General features: G+C 65.2%; 15 protein-coding genes and 1 riboswitch. Of the genes, 11 read left to right on the forward strand and 4 right to left on the reverse strand.

Annotation, left to right across the window (positions count from 1 at the left end; translation table 11 throughout):
- Positions 1-62 precede the first annotated feature (62 nt).
- The gene (locus BMW66_RS15690) at positions 63-1,232 is read left to right on the forward strand and encodes a lytic murein transglycosylase (protein ID WP_093119860.1); all 1,170 of its coding nucleotides are present in this window, start codon (positions 63-65) and stop codon (positions 1,230-1,232) included.
- 111 nt (positions 1,233-1,343) lie between these two features.
- Here BMW66_RS15690 and smc read toward each other — a convergent pair whose 3' ends face one another.
- On the reverse strand, positions 1,344-4,799 hold the full coding sequence (smc, locus tag BMW66_RS15695; RefSeq protein ID WP_093119862.1) for a chromosome segregation protein SMC: 3,456 nt from the start codon (positions 4,797-4,799) through the stop codon (positions 1,344-1,346).
- A 205-nt stretch (positions 4,800-5,004) separates the two neighbouring features.
- Positions 5,005-5,217, forward strand: a riboswitch (cobalamin riboswitch).
- Positions 5,218-5,241: 24 nt separating this feature from the next.
- Between smc and BMW66_RS15700 the strand changes: the two genes are divergently transcribed.
- The 5 genes from BMW66_RS15700 to BMW66_RS15720 all read left to right on the forward strand — a co-directional run bounded on the left by BMW66_RS15700 (position 5,242) and on the right by BMW66_RS15720 (position 10,551).
- Positions 5,242-5,430 (forward strand): CbtB domain-containing protein, encoded by a 189-nt coding sequence (locus BMW66_RS15700; protein WP_245729510.1) that lies wholly within the window; start codon positions 5,242-5,244, stop codon positions 5,428-5,430.
- Between the two features lie 20 nt (positions 5,431-5,450).
- Complete coding sequence (locus BMW66_RS15705) at positions 5,451-6,137, forward strand: CbtA family protein (protein ID WP_093119863.1); 687 nt, start codon at positions 5,451-5,453, stop codon at positions 6,135-6,137.
- A gap of 142 nt (positions 6,138-6,279) precedes the next feature.
- Positions 6,280-9,090 carry a DNA polymerase I gene (polA, locus tag BMW66_RS15710; protein ID WP_093119865.1) on the forward strand — a complete coding sequence of 937 codons (2,811 nt, stop codon included), beginning with the start codon at positions 6,280-6,282 and terminating at the stop codon, positions 9,088-9,090.
- Positions 9,091-9,207: 117 nt separating this feature from the next.
- Positions 9,208-9,618: a universal stress protein gene (locus BMW66_RS15715; RefSeq protein ID WP_093119867.1), complete on the forward strand. Its 411-nt coding sequence runs from the start codon at positions 9,208-9,210 to the stop codon at positions 9,616-9,618.
- A gap of 33 nt (positions 9,619-9,651) precedes the next feature.
- Positions 9,652-10,551, forward strand: a complete 900-nt coding sequence (locus BMW66_RS15720; protein WP_093119868.1) for a cation diffusion facilitator family transporter — start codon at positions 9,652-9,654, stop codon at positions 10,549-10,551.
- 166 nt (positions 10,552-10,717) lie between these two features.
- On the opposite strand, the gene BMW66_RS15725 is transcribed toward BMW66_RS15720, so the two are convergent.
- From BMW66_RS15725 to dapB, 3 genes are all read right to left on the reverse strand, one after another.
- Complete coding sequence (locus BMW66_RS15725) at positions 10,718-10,945, reverse strand: DUF2798 domain-containing protein (RefSeq protein ID WP_093119869.1); 228 nt, start codon at positions 10,943-10,945, stop codon at positions 10,718-10,720.
- Between the two features lie 69 nt (positions 10,946-11,014).
- Positions 11,015-11,776 carry a hydroxypyruvate isomerase family protein gene (locus BMW66_RS15730; protein ID WP_093119871.1) on the reverse strand — a complete coding sequence of 254 codons (762 nt, stop codon included), beginning with the start codon at positions 11,774-11,776 and terminating at the stop codon, positions 11,015-11,017.
- A 155-nt stretch (positions 11,777-11,931) separates the two neighbouring features.
- Entirely contained in the window at positions 11,932-12,741 is an 810-nt protein-coding gene (gene dapB / locus BMW66_RS15735) for a 4-hydroxy-tetrahydrodipicolinate reductase (RefSeq protein ID WP_093119872.1), read from the reverse strand.
- An 85-nt stretch (positions 12,742-12,826) separates the two neighbouring features.
- On the opposite strand from dapB, the gene rbfA reads away from it, so the two are divergent.
- Genes rbfA through BMW66_RS15760 form a run of 5 tightly spaced genes read left to right on the forward strand, consistent with a single transcriptional unit; the run spans position 12,827 to position 15,847 of the window.
- Positions 12,827-13,228, forward strand: a complete 402-nt coding sequence (gene rbfA, locus BMW66_RS15740) for a 30S ribosome-binding factor RbfA (protein WP_093119874.1) — start codon at positions 12,827-12,829, stop codon at positions 13,226-13,228.
- The gene (locus BMW66_RS15745) at positions 13,225-13,965 is read left to right on the forward strand and encodes a phosphodiester glycosidase family protein (RefSeq protein ID WP_093119875.1); all 741 of its coding nucleotides are present in this window, start codon (positions 13,225-13,227) and stop codon (positions 13,963-13,965) included. The genes rbfA and BMW66_RS15745 overlap by 4 nt, the downstream gene beginning before the upstream one ends.
- A 54-nt stretch (positions 13,966-14,019) precedes the next feature.
- Positions 14,020-14,928, forward strand: coding sequence for a tRNA pseudouridine(55) synthase TruB (truB, locus tag BMW66_RS15750; RefSeq protein WP_093119877.1), 909 nt, complete (start codon positions 14,020-14,022; stop codon positions 14,926-14,928).
- Positions 14,929-14,978: 50 nt separating this feature from the next.
- Entirely contained in the window at positions 14,979-15,518 is a 540-nt protein-coding gene (locus BMW66_RS15755) for a DUF1643 domain-containing protein (RefSeq protein WP_093119878.1), read from the forward strand.
- Entirely contained in the window at positions 15,515-15,847 is a 333-nt protein-coding gene (locus BMW66_RS15760) for a DUF5665 domain-containing protein (protein WP_245729511.1), read from the forward strand. The genes BMW66_RS15755 and BMW66_RS15760 overlap by 4 nt, the downstream gene beginning before the upstream one ends.
- The last annotated feature ends 91 nt before the right edge of the window (positions 15,848-15,938 follow it).

A 15,938-nucleotide genomic window follows, 5' to 3' on the forward strand; every position in this document is an offset into this window, starting at 1 on the left:
AAGGCTTGCGGGATCGACGGCACCTGCTACGCTTGGGGCACAGATTTCCAATGAGGTTTCCGATGCGCTTGATCGTCCCGTTCATCATCAGTCTTTTTGCCGCCGCCCCGGCCCTGGCCGACACCCCCTGCGGGGGGAGCTTTTCCGGTTTCGTGAATGACCTCAAACAGGAGGCCATTGCCAAGGGCCATTCCCGCACCAGCGTGGAGAGCTTCTTTGCCTCCGTGCGGCAAGACCCCAAGACACTGCGCGCCGACCGATCGCAGGGCGTGTTTCAGAAGCCGTTCCTCGAATTCTCGCAGATGTTGATTTCGGCGAACCGGATCAACGTGGGCCGTCAGAAAGCCCGGCAACATGCGGCCACCTTCGACGCGGTCGAACGGCAATACGGCGTGTCGCGGGGTGTATTGCTGGCCTTCTGGGGGTTCGAGACTGATTACGGCGCGTTTCAGGGCGATTACAACACGCTCAATTCGCTGGTGACACTGGCGCATGACTGCCGCCGCCCGTGGCTTTTCCGGCCGCAGGTGTTTGCGGCTCTGACGCTTTATGAGAGGGGCAATTTCGATCCCAGGACAACCACTGGGGCCTGGGCTGGTGAGATCGGCATGGTGCAGATGCTGCCTGCCGACATCCTCGAAAACGGCGTGGATGGCGATGGCGACGGCAAGGTGAGCCTGAAAACCTCGCCACAGGATGCGCTCATGTCAGGGGCGAATATGCTGCGCGATCTGGGCTGGCGCAAGAATGAGCCGTGGTTGCAGGAGGTTGTCGTGCCTGCTGACCTCGACTGGGCGAAATCGGGACTGGATCAGACCATGCCGGCCGCGCAGTGGGCCAAACTCGGTGTCCGGCCGCGGCAGGGCCAAGTTGCCAATCTGCCTGCATCCCTTCTTCTGCCGCAGGGGCGGAAGGGTCCGGCCTTCCTCGTCTACCCGAATTTCAGGGTCTTTTTCGAATGGAACCGGAGCTTTGTCTATGTCACCACGGCGGCCTATTTCGCCACGCGGCTGGAGGGGGCGCCGGTCTATGACAGGGGCAATCCCGATCCGGGGCTAAGCGGAGCGCAGATGAAACAACTTCAGCAGAAGCTGCGCGCGCGTGGTCATGACGTGGGCGGGGTGGATGGCATCCTTGGCGCGAAGACCCGCGATGCGGTGCAGAAGGAACAGATCCGCCTTGGCCTGCCCGCCGACGCCTGGCCGACGCCGACGCTTTTGTCGCGGCTCTGAGCCTGGGGCGTCACGGGCGCACCGGGAAGCGGTCCCCCGCATCCGTCAAAAGCACGAGCCGCCCGGCGTTTTCGACGAACTTGTCGCTGCGATCCCTGCCGTTGTCGAAGGTCACGCCACCATCGCCTCGGCTTTCTTGAGATCGACGGAGACAAGCTGCGAGACGCCCTGTTCCTGCATTGTCACCCCGAAAAGCCGGTCCATCCGGGCCATCGTCACCGCGTGGTGGGTGATGATCAGGAACCGTGTTTCGGTCTGGCGGCACATTTCATCCAGCAGATCGCAGAACCGCGCGACATTGGCATCGTCGAGCGGCGCGTCCACCTCGTCGAGCACGCAGATCGGGGCCGGGTTGGCGAGGAACACCGCGAAGATGAGCGCGAGCGCGGTCAGCGTCTGCTCCCCCCCGGACAGAAGCGACAGCGTTGAGAGTTTCTTGCCCGGCGGCTGGCACATGATCTCAAGCCCCGCGTCGAGTGGATCGTCGCTTTCGACCAGAACGAGGTTCGCCTCTCCGCCGCCGAACAGGTGGGTGAAGAGCATGGTGAAATTGCTGTTCACCTGTTCGAAGGCGGTCAGCAGCCGTTCGCGCCCCTCGCGGTTGAGGCTGGCAATGCCATTGCGCAGGGTCTTCACCGCTTCTTCGAGGTCGGATTTCTCGGTCACAAGCTGATCGTATTCCTCCTGCACCTCGCGGGCGTCCTCCTCGGCGCGCAGGTTCACCGCGCCAAGCGCGTCGCGCTGGCGGCGCAGACGGGTGACATCGGCCTCTATCGCGTGGCTGTCGGGCATCTGTTCCGGATCGACTGCCAGCCGCTCCAGCAGCGCCTGCGGGCTGAGGTCCTGCTCTTCGGCGATCCGCGCGGCGGCCTGAGTGACCGTGTCCTTCGCCGCGTCGAACCGGGCCTCGGATCGCGCCCTTGCCTCTCGTGCCTCTGACGCCGCGCGCTCGGCGTCGCGTTCGGCATGTTCGGCGGTTCGAAGCGCCGTTTCGGCCTCTGCCAGCCGGTCGGCGGCGTGGCGGCGGCGCTCTTCGGCCTGTTCGATCGCCTCTGACAGCTCCTCGCGCTTTTCAGCGATTTCCTCGGGCAGCTCCTGCGCCTCGGACAGTTCGGCCTCTGACGCGATCTTGCGCTCTTCCAGCTCTCCGATCCGCTTTTCGGCGGTTTCGAGGCGGTGGCGCCAGCCGCTGATCTCCTTTGCGATCTGCTGGGCGCGGGCCGTGCGGGCCTCTCCGGTGCGGCGCAGCTCATCGTGTGCGGAGCGTTTCGACATCATCGTGATGCGCGCCGCCTCCACCGTCATCTTCACATCCTCAAGCTCGGCGCGGGCCGCGTCCAGATCGCCAAGCTCTTCGAGCGCGCGTTCGGCCTCGCGCAGGGCCGCGCGGGCGGTCATGGCCTCTTCCTCGTGGCGCGCCACGGCAAGGCCAAGCGACTCGAGCCGCCCCGCCGCAAGGTTGCGATCCGCCTCTGCCCGGCTGAGCTTGCGTCCGGACTCGGCCACGGCCTGATCGGCGTCGCGACGGGCGGCGCGCGCGGCGCGATCGGCTTCTGTCAGGTCGGTCAGCCGCTTTTGCAGGGTTTCATGCGCGTCCTGCGCCCCGTCGGCGCGTGCCGTGGCACGGGCCATCTGCTGTTTGAGCTCTTCCAGACGGTTGAGCTGTTGCAGGCGCAGCGCGGCGGCGCTTGGCGCGTCCTCGGCCCAAGCACGGAAACCGTCCCAGCGCCACAGATCCCCTTCGAGGGACACGAGCCGCTGCCCCGGTTTCAACAGCGGTTGAAGTCGCGCGGCATCCTCCGGCGCGACCAGCCCGATCTGACCCATCCGCCGTTGCAGCACGTCGGGCACGGAAACATGCAGGCTCAGCGCGGTGACCCCGTCGGGCAGGGTCTGCTCTGTGTCATAGGGCGGCAGCGCCTGCCAGCCCGAGGGGCCGTCTCCCTCCACCTCCGGGGCGCGTAGATCGTCGGCCAATGCGGCGCCGAGCGCCTTTTCGAACCCCTGCTGCACCTGAAGCCGGTCGAGGATCTGCCCGCCCTCGGCGGTGTCGCGTTCCACCAGTTTCGCCAGCGCCGTGACCTCGGCCCGCAGGGCGTTCAGCTCTCCTTCCGCCTCGGAACGTTCGGCGCGCGCGTCAGCCTCGCGGCTCTGGGTATCGGCGCGGGCCTGCTCTGCGGCATCCAGCGCCTCGTCGGCCTGTTCCGCAGCCTCGGCGGCCATCTCGGCGGCGGCCTCGAATTCCTCCAGGTCGGCCTCGGCGCGGGCGAGCGCCTCTTGCGATGTGGCCACGGCGGCGCGGGCGCGCTCCGCTTCCCCTTCGCTTTTCTCAAGCGTCTTGCGGTTGTCGTCCAGAAGCCTTTGGGCCGAATGATGCCGCGCGGAGAGCCGCGCCATATCCTCGGTCAGCGCGGCCAGATCGCCCTCGCGCGTTTGCAGAAGGGTGGCCGCCTCGCTCGCCTCTTCGGCGGCCTGCGCAAGCGCCTCGTCGTGGCCTTCGCCCGCGCGTGCGAGTTCCCGGGCCTCCCATTCAAGCCGCTCCATGGTCTCGCCCGCGTCACGGTTGAGCCCGGCTTCACGCTCCATGTCGCGGGTCAGTTGTTCGATCCGGTTGCGCAGGGTCTCGATGGTCTGGCGCGCGCGGGCCTCCTGATCGTTGAGCGCATCGCGTTCCACCGTAAGACGTTGCAGGAGCGCCGCCGCGATCGCCTCCTCCTCGCGCAGCGGAGGCAGGGCCACATCCTGCGCCTCCCGGTCCTTCGCCGCTGCGCGTGCGGCCGATTCGGCCCGTGCGGCCGCCGTAACACACTCGCGCAGTTCCGATTCTGCCGCCGCGCGCGCGTCGTCCGCCTCGCGCCAGCGGCGATAGAGCAAAAGGCCCTCGGCCTGCCGCAGCTCCTCGCCGATGGCGCGGTATCGGGCGGCTTGCCGCGCCTGCCGGGCGAGTTGAGAAAGCTGCGCGCCAAGCTGTTCAACCACGTCGTCCACGCGGGTGAGGTTGCTTTCGGTGCCGCGCAGCTTCAGCTCCGCCTCATGCCGGCGCTGATAGAGGCCGGAAATTCCCGCCGCCTCTTCAAGGATGCGGCGGCGCGATTTGGGCTTGGCGTTGATCAGTTCCGAGATCTGCCCCTGCCGCACCAGCGCCGGGCTGTGCGCCCCGGTGGAGGCATCGGCAAAAAGCATCTGCACATCGCGCGCGCGCACATCCTTGGCGTTGACCTTGTAGGCGCTGCCCACGTCGCGGGTGATGCGGCGCACGATCTCGAGCGTGTCGTCATCGTTGAACCCGGCGGGGGCGAGCCGTTCGGAGTTGTCCAGCTGCAGCACGACCTCCGCGAAATTGCGCGCGGGGCGTGAGGCGGTGCCCGCGAAGATCACGTCCTCCATCCCGTCGCCGCGCATGGCGGTGGGGCGGTTCTCGCCCATGATCCAGCGCAGCGCCTCCAGCAGGTTCGACTTGCCACAGCCATTCGGACCGACCACACCCGTCAGCCCGTCGGTAATGATCAGGTCCGTGGGGTCGACAAAGCTTTTGAAGCCGGTCAGACGCAGCTTGGAAAAACGCAAATGCTGGAGCCTTTCGATGATTCCGTTGATTGAACGACTCTGGAAAACCTCTGCCCGTCGAGTCAACTGTAAACCCCACGATATGGAAGTTTCCATTAACTTTTCCACAAGATATTGCGGAATCCCGCCGATGGGTTTGCTGCTGTCGCGCCGCTGCCGGGCCTCGGGATGTCGCAAATCTCCTTGACCCGGTGCGGTGATTGCGGCCAAACAGGGGGGACATGGTGTCCCCGCCGACCCGGCAGGCCGGTTGGGATGAAATGGGAATGCGGTGCGGGGCAGAGCCCCAATGCCGCAGCCGCCCCCGCGACTGTAAGCGGAGAGCGTGCCTTCAACGCCACTGAGGCTTCTGCCTTGGGAAGGGAAGCGCGCGCATCGACCCGTGAGCCAGGAGACCGGCCATGTGACAATGAAACCCCGCCCCGTCGGGTGTGACGGGAGAATGGAGAAGACAGTGATGATGATGACGAAAACCGCAAACCCCGCTGCCGCCCGATCCGGCCTTGGCGCTTGCGCGCTGGCCTTGGTTCTGGGGGTTGCCCTGCTGACCGTGTCCGGCATGGCGCAGGCGACCGTTCTGCACGACGCCGCCCATGATCAGCGCCATGCCATGGCCTTTCCCTGCCACTGAGCGGGGAGCCTGACCAACTCATGACCAAAAATCTGCTGTCCAGCGCGGTGTTCGCTGGCCTGATAGCGGGAGCCGTGGCGGCCCTGCTTCAGTTCATGTTTGTCATTCCGCTTCTTCTGGAAGGGGAGCTTTACGAAAGCGGGGCGCGGGTGCATTTCATGTCCGACGGATCGACACAGTCGGTTCGCGAGGCACCCGGTCTTGGCACCGAATGGGGCCGTCATGCGATGACGGTTGGCTTCAACCTTGTCACCTATACCGGCTATGGCCTGTTGCTTCTGGCGGGGATGGTTCTGGCACGCGCGCTGCGCGGGCTGGAAATCACGCCCGAGAGTGGCCTGATCTGGGGGATCTGCGGCTTTCTCGCGGTGCAGCTTGCGCCTGCGGTCGGGCTGCCGCCGGAGCTTCCGGGCACGCCTGCGGCGGAACTCGCGCCGCGCCAGATCTGGTGGCTGGGCACGATCCTTGCCACAGTGGCGGGACTGGGCCTTGTCGCCTTCTGGCGGGGTCTTGCGGGGCTTGTCGTCGGGCTTGTCCTGATCCTCGCTCCGCATATCATCGGGGCGCCGCATCTCGATACCTATTTCGGGATTGCCCCGCCCGAACTTTCGGCGGAGTTCGCCACGATGAGTCTTGGCATGGCCATGATTGGCTGGGGGCTTCTGGGCTATTTCAGTGCCTATTTCTTCGCTCGCGGAGAGAGATAAGACCGATGAGCCCCGGCGGTGAACCTGCCGGGGCCTGCCGCCTCACGCGAAGGGCGAAAGCTCCCGATACCCCGAATTCCCCGCTGGCACCGAAGCGCGCGGCATGGCATGACAAGGCCGGGCAACGCAAAAGGAGCGCGTCATGGGAGAGGGGTTCGGCAAGGGCTGTCATCTGCATCTGATCGACGGGTCGGCCTTCATTTTCCGGGCCTATCACGCGCTGCCGCCGCTGACGCGGAAATCCGACGGAATGCCGGTGGGGGCGGTGTCGGGGTTCTGCAACATGCTGCAACGCTATGTGGACGGCAACAACGGGCCGGATGCGCCGACGCATGTGGCGGTGATCTTCGACAAGGGCAGCCACACGTTCCGCAATGTCCTCTACGATCAATACAAGGCCAACCGCGAGGAGATGCCCGAGGATCTGCGCCCGCAGATCCCGCTCACCCGCGAGGCGACGCGCGCCTTCAACATCGCCTGCGAAGAGATCGAGGGCTTTGAGGCCGACGACATCATCGCCACGCTCGCCGTGCAGGCGCGCGACCGGGGCGGGCGGGTGACGATCATCAGTTCCGACAAGGATCTGATGCAACTTGTCGGGGATGGCGTCGAAATGCTCGACGCGATGAAGAATCGCCGGATCGACCGTGAGGGCGTGATCGAGAAGTTCGGCGTTCCACCCGAAAAAGTGGTGGATGTGCAGGCGCTTGCCGGCGACAGCGTGGACAATATCCCCGGCGCACCGGGGATCGGGATCAAGACCGCCGCGCTTCTGATCAATGAATTCGGCTCTCTTGAGGAGCTTCTGGACCGCGCCGAAGAGATCAAGCAGCCCAAGCGGCGCCAGACGCTGATCGACAAGCGCGAGCAGATCGAGATGTCGCGCAGTCTGGTGGAGCTTGACGCCGACACGCCGCTCGATTTCACGCTGGAGGATCTGGAGGTGCGCGACCCCGATCCGGAGAAACTTCTGGAATTTCTGGCACAGATGGAGTTCCGCACCCTGACCAAGCGGATTTCCGAAAAGCTCGGGGTGGAGGCGCCAGTCGTTCCCGAACCCAAGCCCGAGGCGGCCAATCCCGGCGAGGTCGCGGTGGAGGAGCCCCCCATCGACCCGGACCGCTATGAGTGGGTGCGCGACCGCACGGCGCTGGATGCGTGGATTGAAAAGATCATCGCCGTGGGCCGCGTCGCGGTGGATACCGAGACCAATTCGCTCAACGAGATGCGGGCCGAACTGGCGGGAATCTGCCTTTCGGTGGAGCCGGGGGAGGCGTGCTATATCCCCGTGGGGCACAAGACGGGGGCGTCGGGCGATCTCTTCGGATCGGACGAACTGGCCGAGGGGCAGTTGCCGCTCGACGAGGTGTTGGACGCGCTGCGCCCGGTACTGGCCGATGACGCGGTGCTCAAGATCTTCCAGAACGCCAAGTATGACTGCAAGGTGCTGGCCCGTTACGGCGTGGAGGTGGCGCCGATCGACGATACCATGCTTCTGAGCTATGCGCTTCACGCCGGAGAGCATGGGCACGGGATGGATACGCTGTCGGAGCGGTATCTCCGCCACACGCCGATCCCGATCAAGACACTTCTGGGGTCGGGCAAATCGGCCATCACGTTCGATCGCGTTCCCATTGATGAAGCGGTGAAATATGCCGCCGAGGATGCCGACATCACCCTGCGGCTCTGGCTTCGGTTCCGGCCGATGCTGCATCAGCGCAAGGTCACGGCGGTCTACGAGACGCTGGAGCGGCCGCTGGTGCCGGTGCTGGCCGCGATGGAGCGGGCGGGCGTGAAGGTGGACCGCGAAACGCTGTCGCGCATGTCGCATGCCTTCGCGCAGAAGATGGCGGGCCTTGAGGCGGAGATTCACGAGCTTGCGGGCCGGTCCTTCAACGTTGGAAGCCCCAAGCAGTTGGGCGAGATCCTGTTCGACGAGATGTCGCTTGAGGGTGGCAAGCGCGGCAAGACCGGCGCCTATGCCACCGGCGCCGATGTGCTGGAGGATCTCGCGGCGGTGGGGCACGACCTGCCGGCCCGGGTGCTTGACTGGCGGCAGGTCTCGAAGCTCAAATCGACCTATACCGATGCCTTGCAGGATCACATCAACCCCGAGACCGGGCGCGTTCATACCTCTTACGTGCAGGCCGGGGCGAATACCGGGCGGCTGGCCTCCACCGATCCGAACCTTCAGAACATTCCCGTGCGGTCCGAAGAAGGGCGCCGCATCCGGGAGGCGTTTGTCGCGGATGAGGGCAAGGTGTTGCTCAGCCTTGATTATTCGCAGATCGAGTTGCGGATTCTGGCACATATCGCGGGGATCGACACGCTCAAGGCGGCGTTCCGCGACGGGCAGGACATTCACGCCATGACCGCGTCGGAGGTGTTCGGCGTGCCGATGGACGCGATGACGCCGGAGATCCGGCGGCAGGCCAAGGCGATCAACTTCGGTGTGATCTACGGCATTTCCGGCTTTGGCCTTGCGCGGAACCTGCGTATTCCGCGCGGCGAGGCGCAGGATTTCATCAATCGCTATTTCGAGCGGTTTCCGGGCATTCGCGCCTATATGGACGACACCAAGGCGTTTGCCAAGGAACACGGGCATGTCGTGACACTGTTCGGGCGCAAGATCCACACGCCGGAGATTAACGCGCGCGGGCCGCGGGCGAGCTTTGCCTATCGTGCGGCGATCAATGCGCCGATTCAGGGCACGGCCGCAGACATCATCCGGCGCGCTATGATCCGCATGCCGGAGGCGATTGCCGGTCTGCCCGCCACGATGCTGTTGCAGGTGCATGACGAATTGATCTTCGAGGTGGCGCAGGACAAGGTGGACGAGACCATCAACGCCGCGCGCGCGGTGATGGAGGGCGCGGCGGAGCCGCTGGTGAAGCTGGATGTGCCGATCGTCGTGGATGCGGGACAGGGAGCGAACTGGGCCGAGGCGCATTAGGCCGAACGCCCTGCAACAGCGACGTTTTCAGCGCCTATAGCGGCGTTCATGGACAGCGGGGCCTGAATGAATCTGGCATGAGGCGTATGCTGCAGCCGCGACCGGAAAGGGTATCCCATGAGCCGCGAGACGAAACTGATCCTGTGCCCGTTGAACCTTCGTCATGCGAAGCTCGAATACAACGCCTATAGCGAGGCTGTGGAAATGGCGCAGCGGCGCGGGGCGCGGCTGATCGTGGCGACCGTTATCCCCGAGATCGAAAGCAACATGAACGTGTTGGATCCAAAGGGATATTGGGAGCGGGAGCTGGAAAAGTTCCTCGCCACACACCCGGCGGAGGGCGTGGAGGTTACGCCAATGATCCGGCGCGGTGCGGTGCACCGGCAGATCGTCAAGCTGGCCGATGAGCAGAAGGTGGATCTGATCGTGATGGACGCGGCCAACCCCAAGGTGCGCGACTACCTTCTTGGTACCACGGCGAGCCATGTTGTCACGCATGCGGAATGTTCGGTTTACGTGGTGCGCTGAACGTCCTAACCTCTTGCCAGTAAAAGAGGTTTCATGGGCGAGCATCATCATCACCATCCCCGGATAGAGGGCGACCGGCGTGTTGCGGCGGCGGTCGGGGTGAACCTTTTGCTGACGCTGGTGCAGATCGTGGCGGGGGTGATTTCAGGCTCGCTCGCGATGATCGCGGATGCGATTCACAACCTTAGCGATGCACTGTCGCTGGTTATTGCTTTCGCCGCGCGGCGGATCGCGCGGCGGCCTGCGGACGAGGTGATGACCTTCGGCTATGGCCGGGCGGAGGTGGTGGCGGCCCTGGTCAATTACACCACGCTGATCGTCATTGCCCTGTATCTCGTGAGCGAGGGAATTCAGCGTCTTTTCAACCCCGTAGAGGTGCAGGGATGGATCGTCGTGGTGGTCGCGGGCGTGGCGTTGGTCGTGGATCTGGTCACGGCGCTTCTGATCTATTCGATGTCGAAGGACAGCGTGAACATACGCGCCGCCTTTGTGCACAATGTCGCGGATGCCTTGGGGTCGGTGGCGGTCATCGTCGCGGGGACGCTGATCCTTCTCTATGACTGGCGGCTGGTCGATCCGATTGTGACGCTGGGTATTGCGGGCTATATCTTGTGGCATTCGTGGCAGGGGGTGCGACCCGTTGTAAGAATTCTGATGCTCGGCAGCCCCGAGGACATGTCTTTGCGCGCCGTGCTGGCCGCGATCGAGGATGTAGAGGGGGTGGCGTCGGCGCATCACCTGCACGTCTGGCGGATGCAGGAACATGAAGCCGCGCTGGAGGCGCACGTGGTGCTTTCCCCGGGGGCGGATGCGGCGGCGGTGAAGCAGGCGCTGCGCGATGTGCTGGAGGCGGATTTCGGCATCCGCCACGCGGTTCTGGAGCTTGAGACGAGCGCGGATGCCTGCGACGGGGCGGCGGCTATCGGGCATTGAACGGCGAATCACCTCAAGTCATTGTTAACGCTCAAAAACCCATGTCGGTAAAACGTCGGTATTCTGTCGGTATCGCGTCGGTGGCGGAGCCGCCGGGATGCGTGATGAACGCGGCGTTCGGTGGCAAGATCTTAAGATCGGGTAAAGATGTGACGTGTGGTGGTGCTTAGTCCGAAGTGGTCAGGCGGGTCACCAGCCTGCGGGCCATCGGGGCAACGAAAAGGATCACCGGGAAGGCCACGGCCCAGCTTGAGATCCAGCCCCCGGCCCATGTGCCGGCGAAGTTTTCGGCAAACCCCACGGCCCGGACCGTCGAGATGCCCGACACGATGAACGACATCAGACCGGAGACAAGAAAGCCGAACAAGAGATTGGCGAAACGGGCGGGAATCATGGCGCACTCCTTGGCGGAAACTGTGTTGCGCGATATATATTCTGAATATGGAATATTGCAACCGGGCGGCTACAGCGCCGCGCGCAGCCAGCCGAGGCCGGCGGTCGTGGTGACGCCGGCGGGTTTGTATTCGGCGCTGACAAACCCGGTAAAGCCATCAGCGTCCAGCCGGTCGAAAAAGGCGGGATAGTCGATCTCTCCGGTGTCCGGCTCAGAGCGGCGCGGGGTTTGTGCGATCTGCACATGTCCGGCGCGGTGGCCGTGCGCGGCCCAGGCCGCCATCGCGTCGCCGGTGATCTTTTGCGCGTGGTAGGCATCGAATTGCAGCGCCAGATTGGGGGCCGAGACGGCATCTAGGATCTCGGCGGCGAGGTCGAAGTCATCGAGGAAATACCCCGGCATGTCGCCGGTGTTGACCGGCTCGATCGTGAGTTTCTGCATTGGCGCCGCATCGGTCGCCCAGCGCAGGTTGTCGATCAACGTCTCGCGCGCTTCCGGACCCTCGGCCTTTCCGGCCATGATGTGCATCAGATCAGCGCCGAGCACCTGGGCAAAGCGCAGGGCGCGTTTGAAATCGTGGCGGAAGCGGTCCTGCCCGGTGGGAACGGCGGCATAGCCACGCGCGCCGCCCGCGCGGTTTGGCGGCGGCGCGTTGATCAGTGCGAGTTTCATGTTCGAGATGCGCAGCGCGTCGAGGATCTCTGTTGCCTGCGTGTCATAGGGCGAAGGTATCTCCACCGCGGTGAATCCGGCGTGACGCGCGGCGGCGATTCGGTCCACCAGCGGCAGCTCGGTGAAGAGCGTGCTGATATCGGCAGCGAATCGGAGCATTCCCATCCTTTGATGTTCAGGTTTCAAATGGCATTGCGCGGCAGGCCGGGCGCCGGTCAAATACAAAGGAGATAAACAGCAGTGCCTTTGAGTATCAGCAGACCATCATGGCCGAAATGAGGCAAGCGAATTTGGTGAATCGTGGCCACCTGCGGTCAGAGCCCGAGAACGTCCACCATGTCGTATTGCCCCGGTTTCCTGTCCTGCCCCCACAGCGCGGCCCGAAGGGCGCCGCGGGCGAAGATCGCCCGGTCTGTCGCCACATGGCGCAGCGTGATCCGTTCCCCCGGCGCGGCGAAGAGCACATCGTGTTCGCCCACGATGTCGCCGCCGCGGATCGCGGTAAAGCCGATGTCGCCACGTTGGCGCGGGCCGGTGATGCCGTCGCGGCCGCGGTCGGCCACCTCGCGCAGATCGACGCCGCGCCCTACGGCGGCGGCCTCACCCAGCATCAGTGCGGTGCCCGAGGGGGCATCGACCTTGTGGTGATGGTGCGCCTCTATCACCTCGATGTCGAAATCCTCGTCCAGCGCGGCGGCCACCCGCTTGGTCAGCTGCACCAGAAGATTGACGCCCAGCGACATGTTGCCCGCCCGCACGATCACCGCGTGGCGCGCGCAAGGCTCCAGCGCGGCGATATCTTCGTCGCTCATGCCGGTGGTGCCGATCACATGCACGGCGCGCGCCTGCGCGGCGAGCCGGGCGAATTCCACCGTGGCGGCGGGGGCGGTGAAGTCGATGACGGCCTGCGCGCGCGCGAACGCCTCCAGCGGCTCATCGGTAACGGTGACGCCGAGGGGCGCGCCGCCCATCGCCTCTCCGACATCGCGGCCGATCCAGTCGTGACCGGGCCGTTCCACCGCCCCGGCGAGGCGCGCGCGGTCGCTTTCCTGCACGGTCTGGATCAGCATCTGGCCCATGCGCCCGGAGGCGCCGGTGATCACGATACCCGGCAAGTCGTTCATGTCCATTCTCCCACGGCAGGTTTGCGCACTCATACCCAATGCCGCGGCGCTTGGCAAAGCCCCGCGAAAGCCCTAAGTGGGGCGCATGGCAAAGAACAGTTTCCAGGACGGCCCCGGGCCCACACAAAGACAGCTTCGCGTTGGCGAGTTGATCCGCCGCACCTTGGCGGAGGTGCTGGCGCGCGCGGATATACACGATACGGAGCTGAACCGGCTGTCGATCACGGTGGGGGAGGTCCGGACCTCCCCGGATCTGAAGATCGCAACGGTCTTCGTGCTGCCGCTGGGCGGCGAGGGCAAGGAGGATGCGGTGCAGCTTCTGGCGCGCAACAAGGGAGAGTTGCGGCGGGTGATCGGCAAGAAGGTGGGCCTGAAGTTCGCGCCCGACCTGCGGTTTCGCATCGACGAGACCTTCGACCGGATGGACGAGACGCGGCGCCTGTTGTCGCAGGACAACGTCTTGCGCGATCTCGACGACGAGGAGTGATGCGCGCGCTGGTCCTGGTGCTGCTGCTGATTTACGCGCTGCCGGCGCAGGCGGTGACATGCCGGGACATCGACCACGAGGGGCGCCCCTACACGGTCTGCGAGGTGGACGCGGCGCGCGAAGATCTGCGGCTTTTCCTGAGCGATGACGCGGGTGATCTGCTTGGCCAGTTCGGCGCGGTGGACGCGGCGCTGGAGGCGGAGGGCGCGCGGCTGGCCTTTGGGATGAACGCGGGGATGTATCATCCCGACCGCTCGCCCGTGGGGCTTTATGTCGAAGAGGGCAAGGCGCAGACCCCGCTTGTGACCCGCGCGGGGCCGGGCAATTTTGGCCTGCTGCCCAATGGGGTGTTCTGCATCGAGGAGGGGCGCGCACGGGTCTATGAGACACTGCGCTATGAGGCCGAAGGCCCCGCGTGCCGCGATGCCACGCAGTCGGGGCCGATGCTGGTGATTGACGGGGCGTTGCATCCTCGGTTCCTGCCCGACAGCGGCTCGCGCTATCTGCGCAACGGGGTGGGTACCTCGGCGAACGGGCGGCGCGCGGTCTTCGCGATTTCCAATCAGCCGGTGACCTTTCACGAATTCGGGCGGCTGTTCCGCGATGTGCTGAACACGCCCGACGCGCTTTACCTCGATGGCAATATCTCGCGTCTGCACGCGCCCGCGCTGGGGCGGTCGGACCCCGGATTGTGGGTCGGGCCGATCGTGGGCGTGGTGGAGCCGGCGGAGAATTGACAGGGGCGCTGGCATCCGATACCGCGCCTTTCCTGTCACAAAAACGAGGGCATCATGGGACGCAGGCGCAAGGGGCGCGACATTTCCGGCTGGCTGGTGGTGGACAAGCCTTCGGGCATCACCTCCACCTCCGTTGTGAACAAGGTGCGCTGGGCGCTTGACGCGAAGAAGGCGGGCCATGCCGGCACGCTCGATCCCGACGCGACCGGCGTTCTGGCGGTCGCGCTGGGCGAGGCGACAAAGACCGTGCCTTATGTCACCGACGCGCTGAAGGCGTATCGGTTCACCGTGCGGCTGGGGCAGGCGACGAATACCGACGATACCGAGGGCGAGGTGATCGCAGAATGCGATCTGCGCCCGGACGATGCGGCGATCGAGGCCGCGCTGGCGCAGTTCACCGGAGAGATCGAGCAGGTGCCGCCGAAATTCTCGGCCGTGAAGATCGACGGGCAGCGCGCCTACAAGCTCGCGCGCGACGGCGAGGACGTGGAGATTGCCGCGCGGCCGCTCTGGGTCGAGGATCTGGTGATGACCGGACGGCCCGACGCCGACCATGTGGAGCTTGAAATGACCTGCGGGAAGGGCGGTTATGTCCGGTCCATCGCCCGCGATCTGGGCGAGGCGCTGGGCTGTCATGGCCATGTGGTGAAGCTGCGGCGCATCTGGTCCGGCCCTTTCGAGGCCGAAGACGGGCTCAGCATGGACGAGATCGAGGAGATGGCGCGAACCCCGGCGCTTGACGCGTATGTCGGCCCGCTGGAGGTGGGGCTTTCCGATCTGCCAGAGGTGAAATGCACACCCGAGGGTGCGGTGCGCCTTGCCAACGGCAACCCCGGCATGGTGATCGCGCATGACGTGGAATATGGCGAGGAATGCTGGGCCAGTTTCGACGGGCACGCCGTGGCGGTGGGCATCTACCGGGCCGGGACGCTGCATCCCGCCCGGGTGTTCAACCGCGGCTGAGCGCGTCGGGCGGCGTTGCAACCGCCCGCCGAACCCGGCACAACAGGTGCATGATCACGCGCAGACATCAGAAGTGCGATGCGGCCTCCGAAGCGGTCTATTCGGACTGCGAGACCTATCGCTATCGCCTGAGCCGGTGCTGGACACCCAAGGGCGCGCGTGTCCTGTTCATCATGCTCAACCCGTCGAAGGCGACGGAGGCGCAGAACGACCCCACGATTGAACGCTGCGAGCGGCGCGCGCGCAGGCTTGGGTTCGGCGCGTTCGATGTGGTCAATCTTTTCGCGCTGCGCGAGACCGATCCGCGCCGGCTTCGGGCGCATCCCGCGCCGGTGGGCCCGGGCAACGACGCGCAGGTGACTGCGGCCTGCCGCGGGGCCGACAGGGTGATCGCGGCCTGGGGCGTGCATGGGGCGCACATGGGGCGCGGCGCCGAGATGCGCGCGATCCTGTTGGCAGCGGGCGCGCCGCTTTTTCATTTCGGTCAGACGAAAGAGGGCCACCCGCGCCATCCGCTCTATCTTCCCTACACGCTGGCGCCGGAGCCGTGGGACGTGATGGGCGCGCATGACTTCGAGGAGACGCCATGACAGAGCAAGATACCCAAGAGCCGGACCCCCGGAAGCAGGACACGCGACAGCCCGGCGCCGTAGAGCTCGACGTCGAAGCCATCCGGTCTCTTGCCCGTGAGCTGGAAAAGCTCAATTCGCATCGTTTCATCCGGGTGCAGAACTCGCTTTGGCGCTTGATCCTGTTTCAGTTCACGCGCGGACTGGCCTTCGGGCTTGGCTCTGTTCTGGGGGCGACGATCCTTGTGTCCATCGTCGCATGGTGGGTTTCGCAGTTCGAGTTCCTGCCGATCATCGGGGAGTGGGCCAACCAACTCGTCGAGGAAATCCAGGACAAACAGGGCCCATAGGTCGCCGCGCGCGTTAACCATCGCGTCCGATTAAAGTTGCCCGGAGACCCTTGTCGGTGGCCTATTGAGGCCGGGGTGATCCGCGTGAGGG

Source organism: Salinihabitans flavidus (assembly GCF_900110425.1).
In the GTDB taxonomy this organism is placed as follows: Bacteria; Pseudomonadota; Alphaproteobacteria; order Rhodobacterales; family Rhodobacteraceae; genus Salinihabitans; species Salinihabitans flavidus.

Excerpts from the sequence above, each read along its gene's own strand:
- BMW66_RS15690 (WP_093119860.1), top strand. The coding sequence starts at position 63 with ATGCGCTTGATCGTCCCGTTCATCATCAGTCTTTTTGCCGCCGCCCCG.
- BMW66_RS15700 (WP_245729510.1), top strand. The coding sequence starts at position 5,242 with ATGGAGAAGACAGTGATGATGATGACGAAAACCGCAAACCCCGCTGCC.
- BMW66_RS15705 (WP_093119863.1), top strand. The coding sequence starts at position 5,451 with ATGACCAAAAATCTGCTGTCCAGCGCGGTGTTCGCTGGCCTGATAGCG.
- polA (WP_093119865.1), top strand. The coding sequence starts at position 6,280 with ATGGGAGAGGGGTTCGGCAAGGGCTGTCATCTGCATCTGATCGACGGG.
- BMW66_RS15715 (WP_093119867.1), top strand. The coding sequence starts at position 9,208 with ATGAGCCGCGAGACGAAACTGATCCTGTGCCCGTTGAACCTTCGTCAT.
- BMW66_RS15720 (WP_093119868.1), top strand. The coding sequence starts at position 9,652 with ATGGGCGAGCATCATCATCACCATCCCCGGATAGAGGGCGACCGGCGT.
- BMW66_RS15725 (WP_093119869.1), bottom strand. The coding sequence starts at position 10,945 with ATGATTCCCGCCCGTTTCGCCAATCTCTTGTTCGGCTTTCTTGTCTCC.
- BMW66_RS15730 (WP_093119871.1), bottom strand. The coding sequence starts at position 11,776 with ATGCTCCGATTCGCTGCCGATATCAGCACGCTCTTCACCGAGCTGCCG.
- dapB (WP_093119872.1), bottom strand. The coding sequence starts at position 12,741 with ATGAACGACTTGCCGGGTATCGTGATCACCGGCGCCTCCGGGCGCATG.
- rbfA (WP_093119874.1), top strand. The coding sequence starts at position 12,827 with ATGGCAAAGAACAGTTTCCAGGACGGCCCCGGGCCCACACAAAGACAG.
- truB (WP_093119877.1), top strand. The coding sequence starts at position 14,020 with ATGGGACGCAGGCGCAAGGGGCGCGACATTTCCGGCTGGCTGGTGGTG.
- BMW66_RS15755 (WP_093119878.1), top strand. The coding sequence starts at position 14,979 with ATGATCACGCGCAGACATCAGAAGTGCGATGCGGCCTCCGAAGCGGTC.
- BMW66_RS15760 (WP_245729511.1), top strand. The coding sequence starts at position 15,515 with ATGACAGAGCAAGATACCCAAGAGCCGGACCCCCGGAAGCAGGACACG.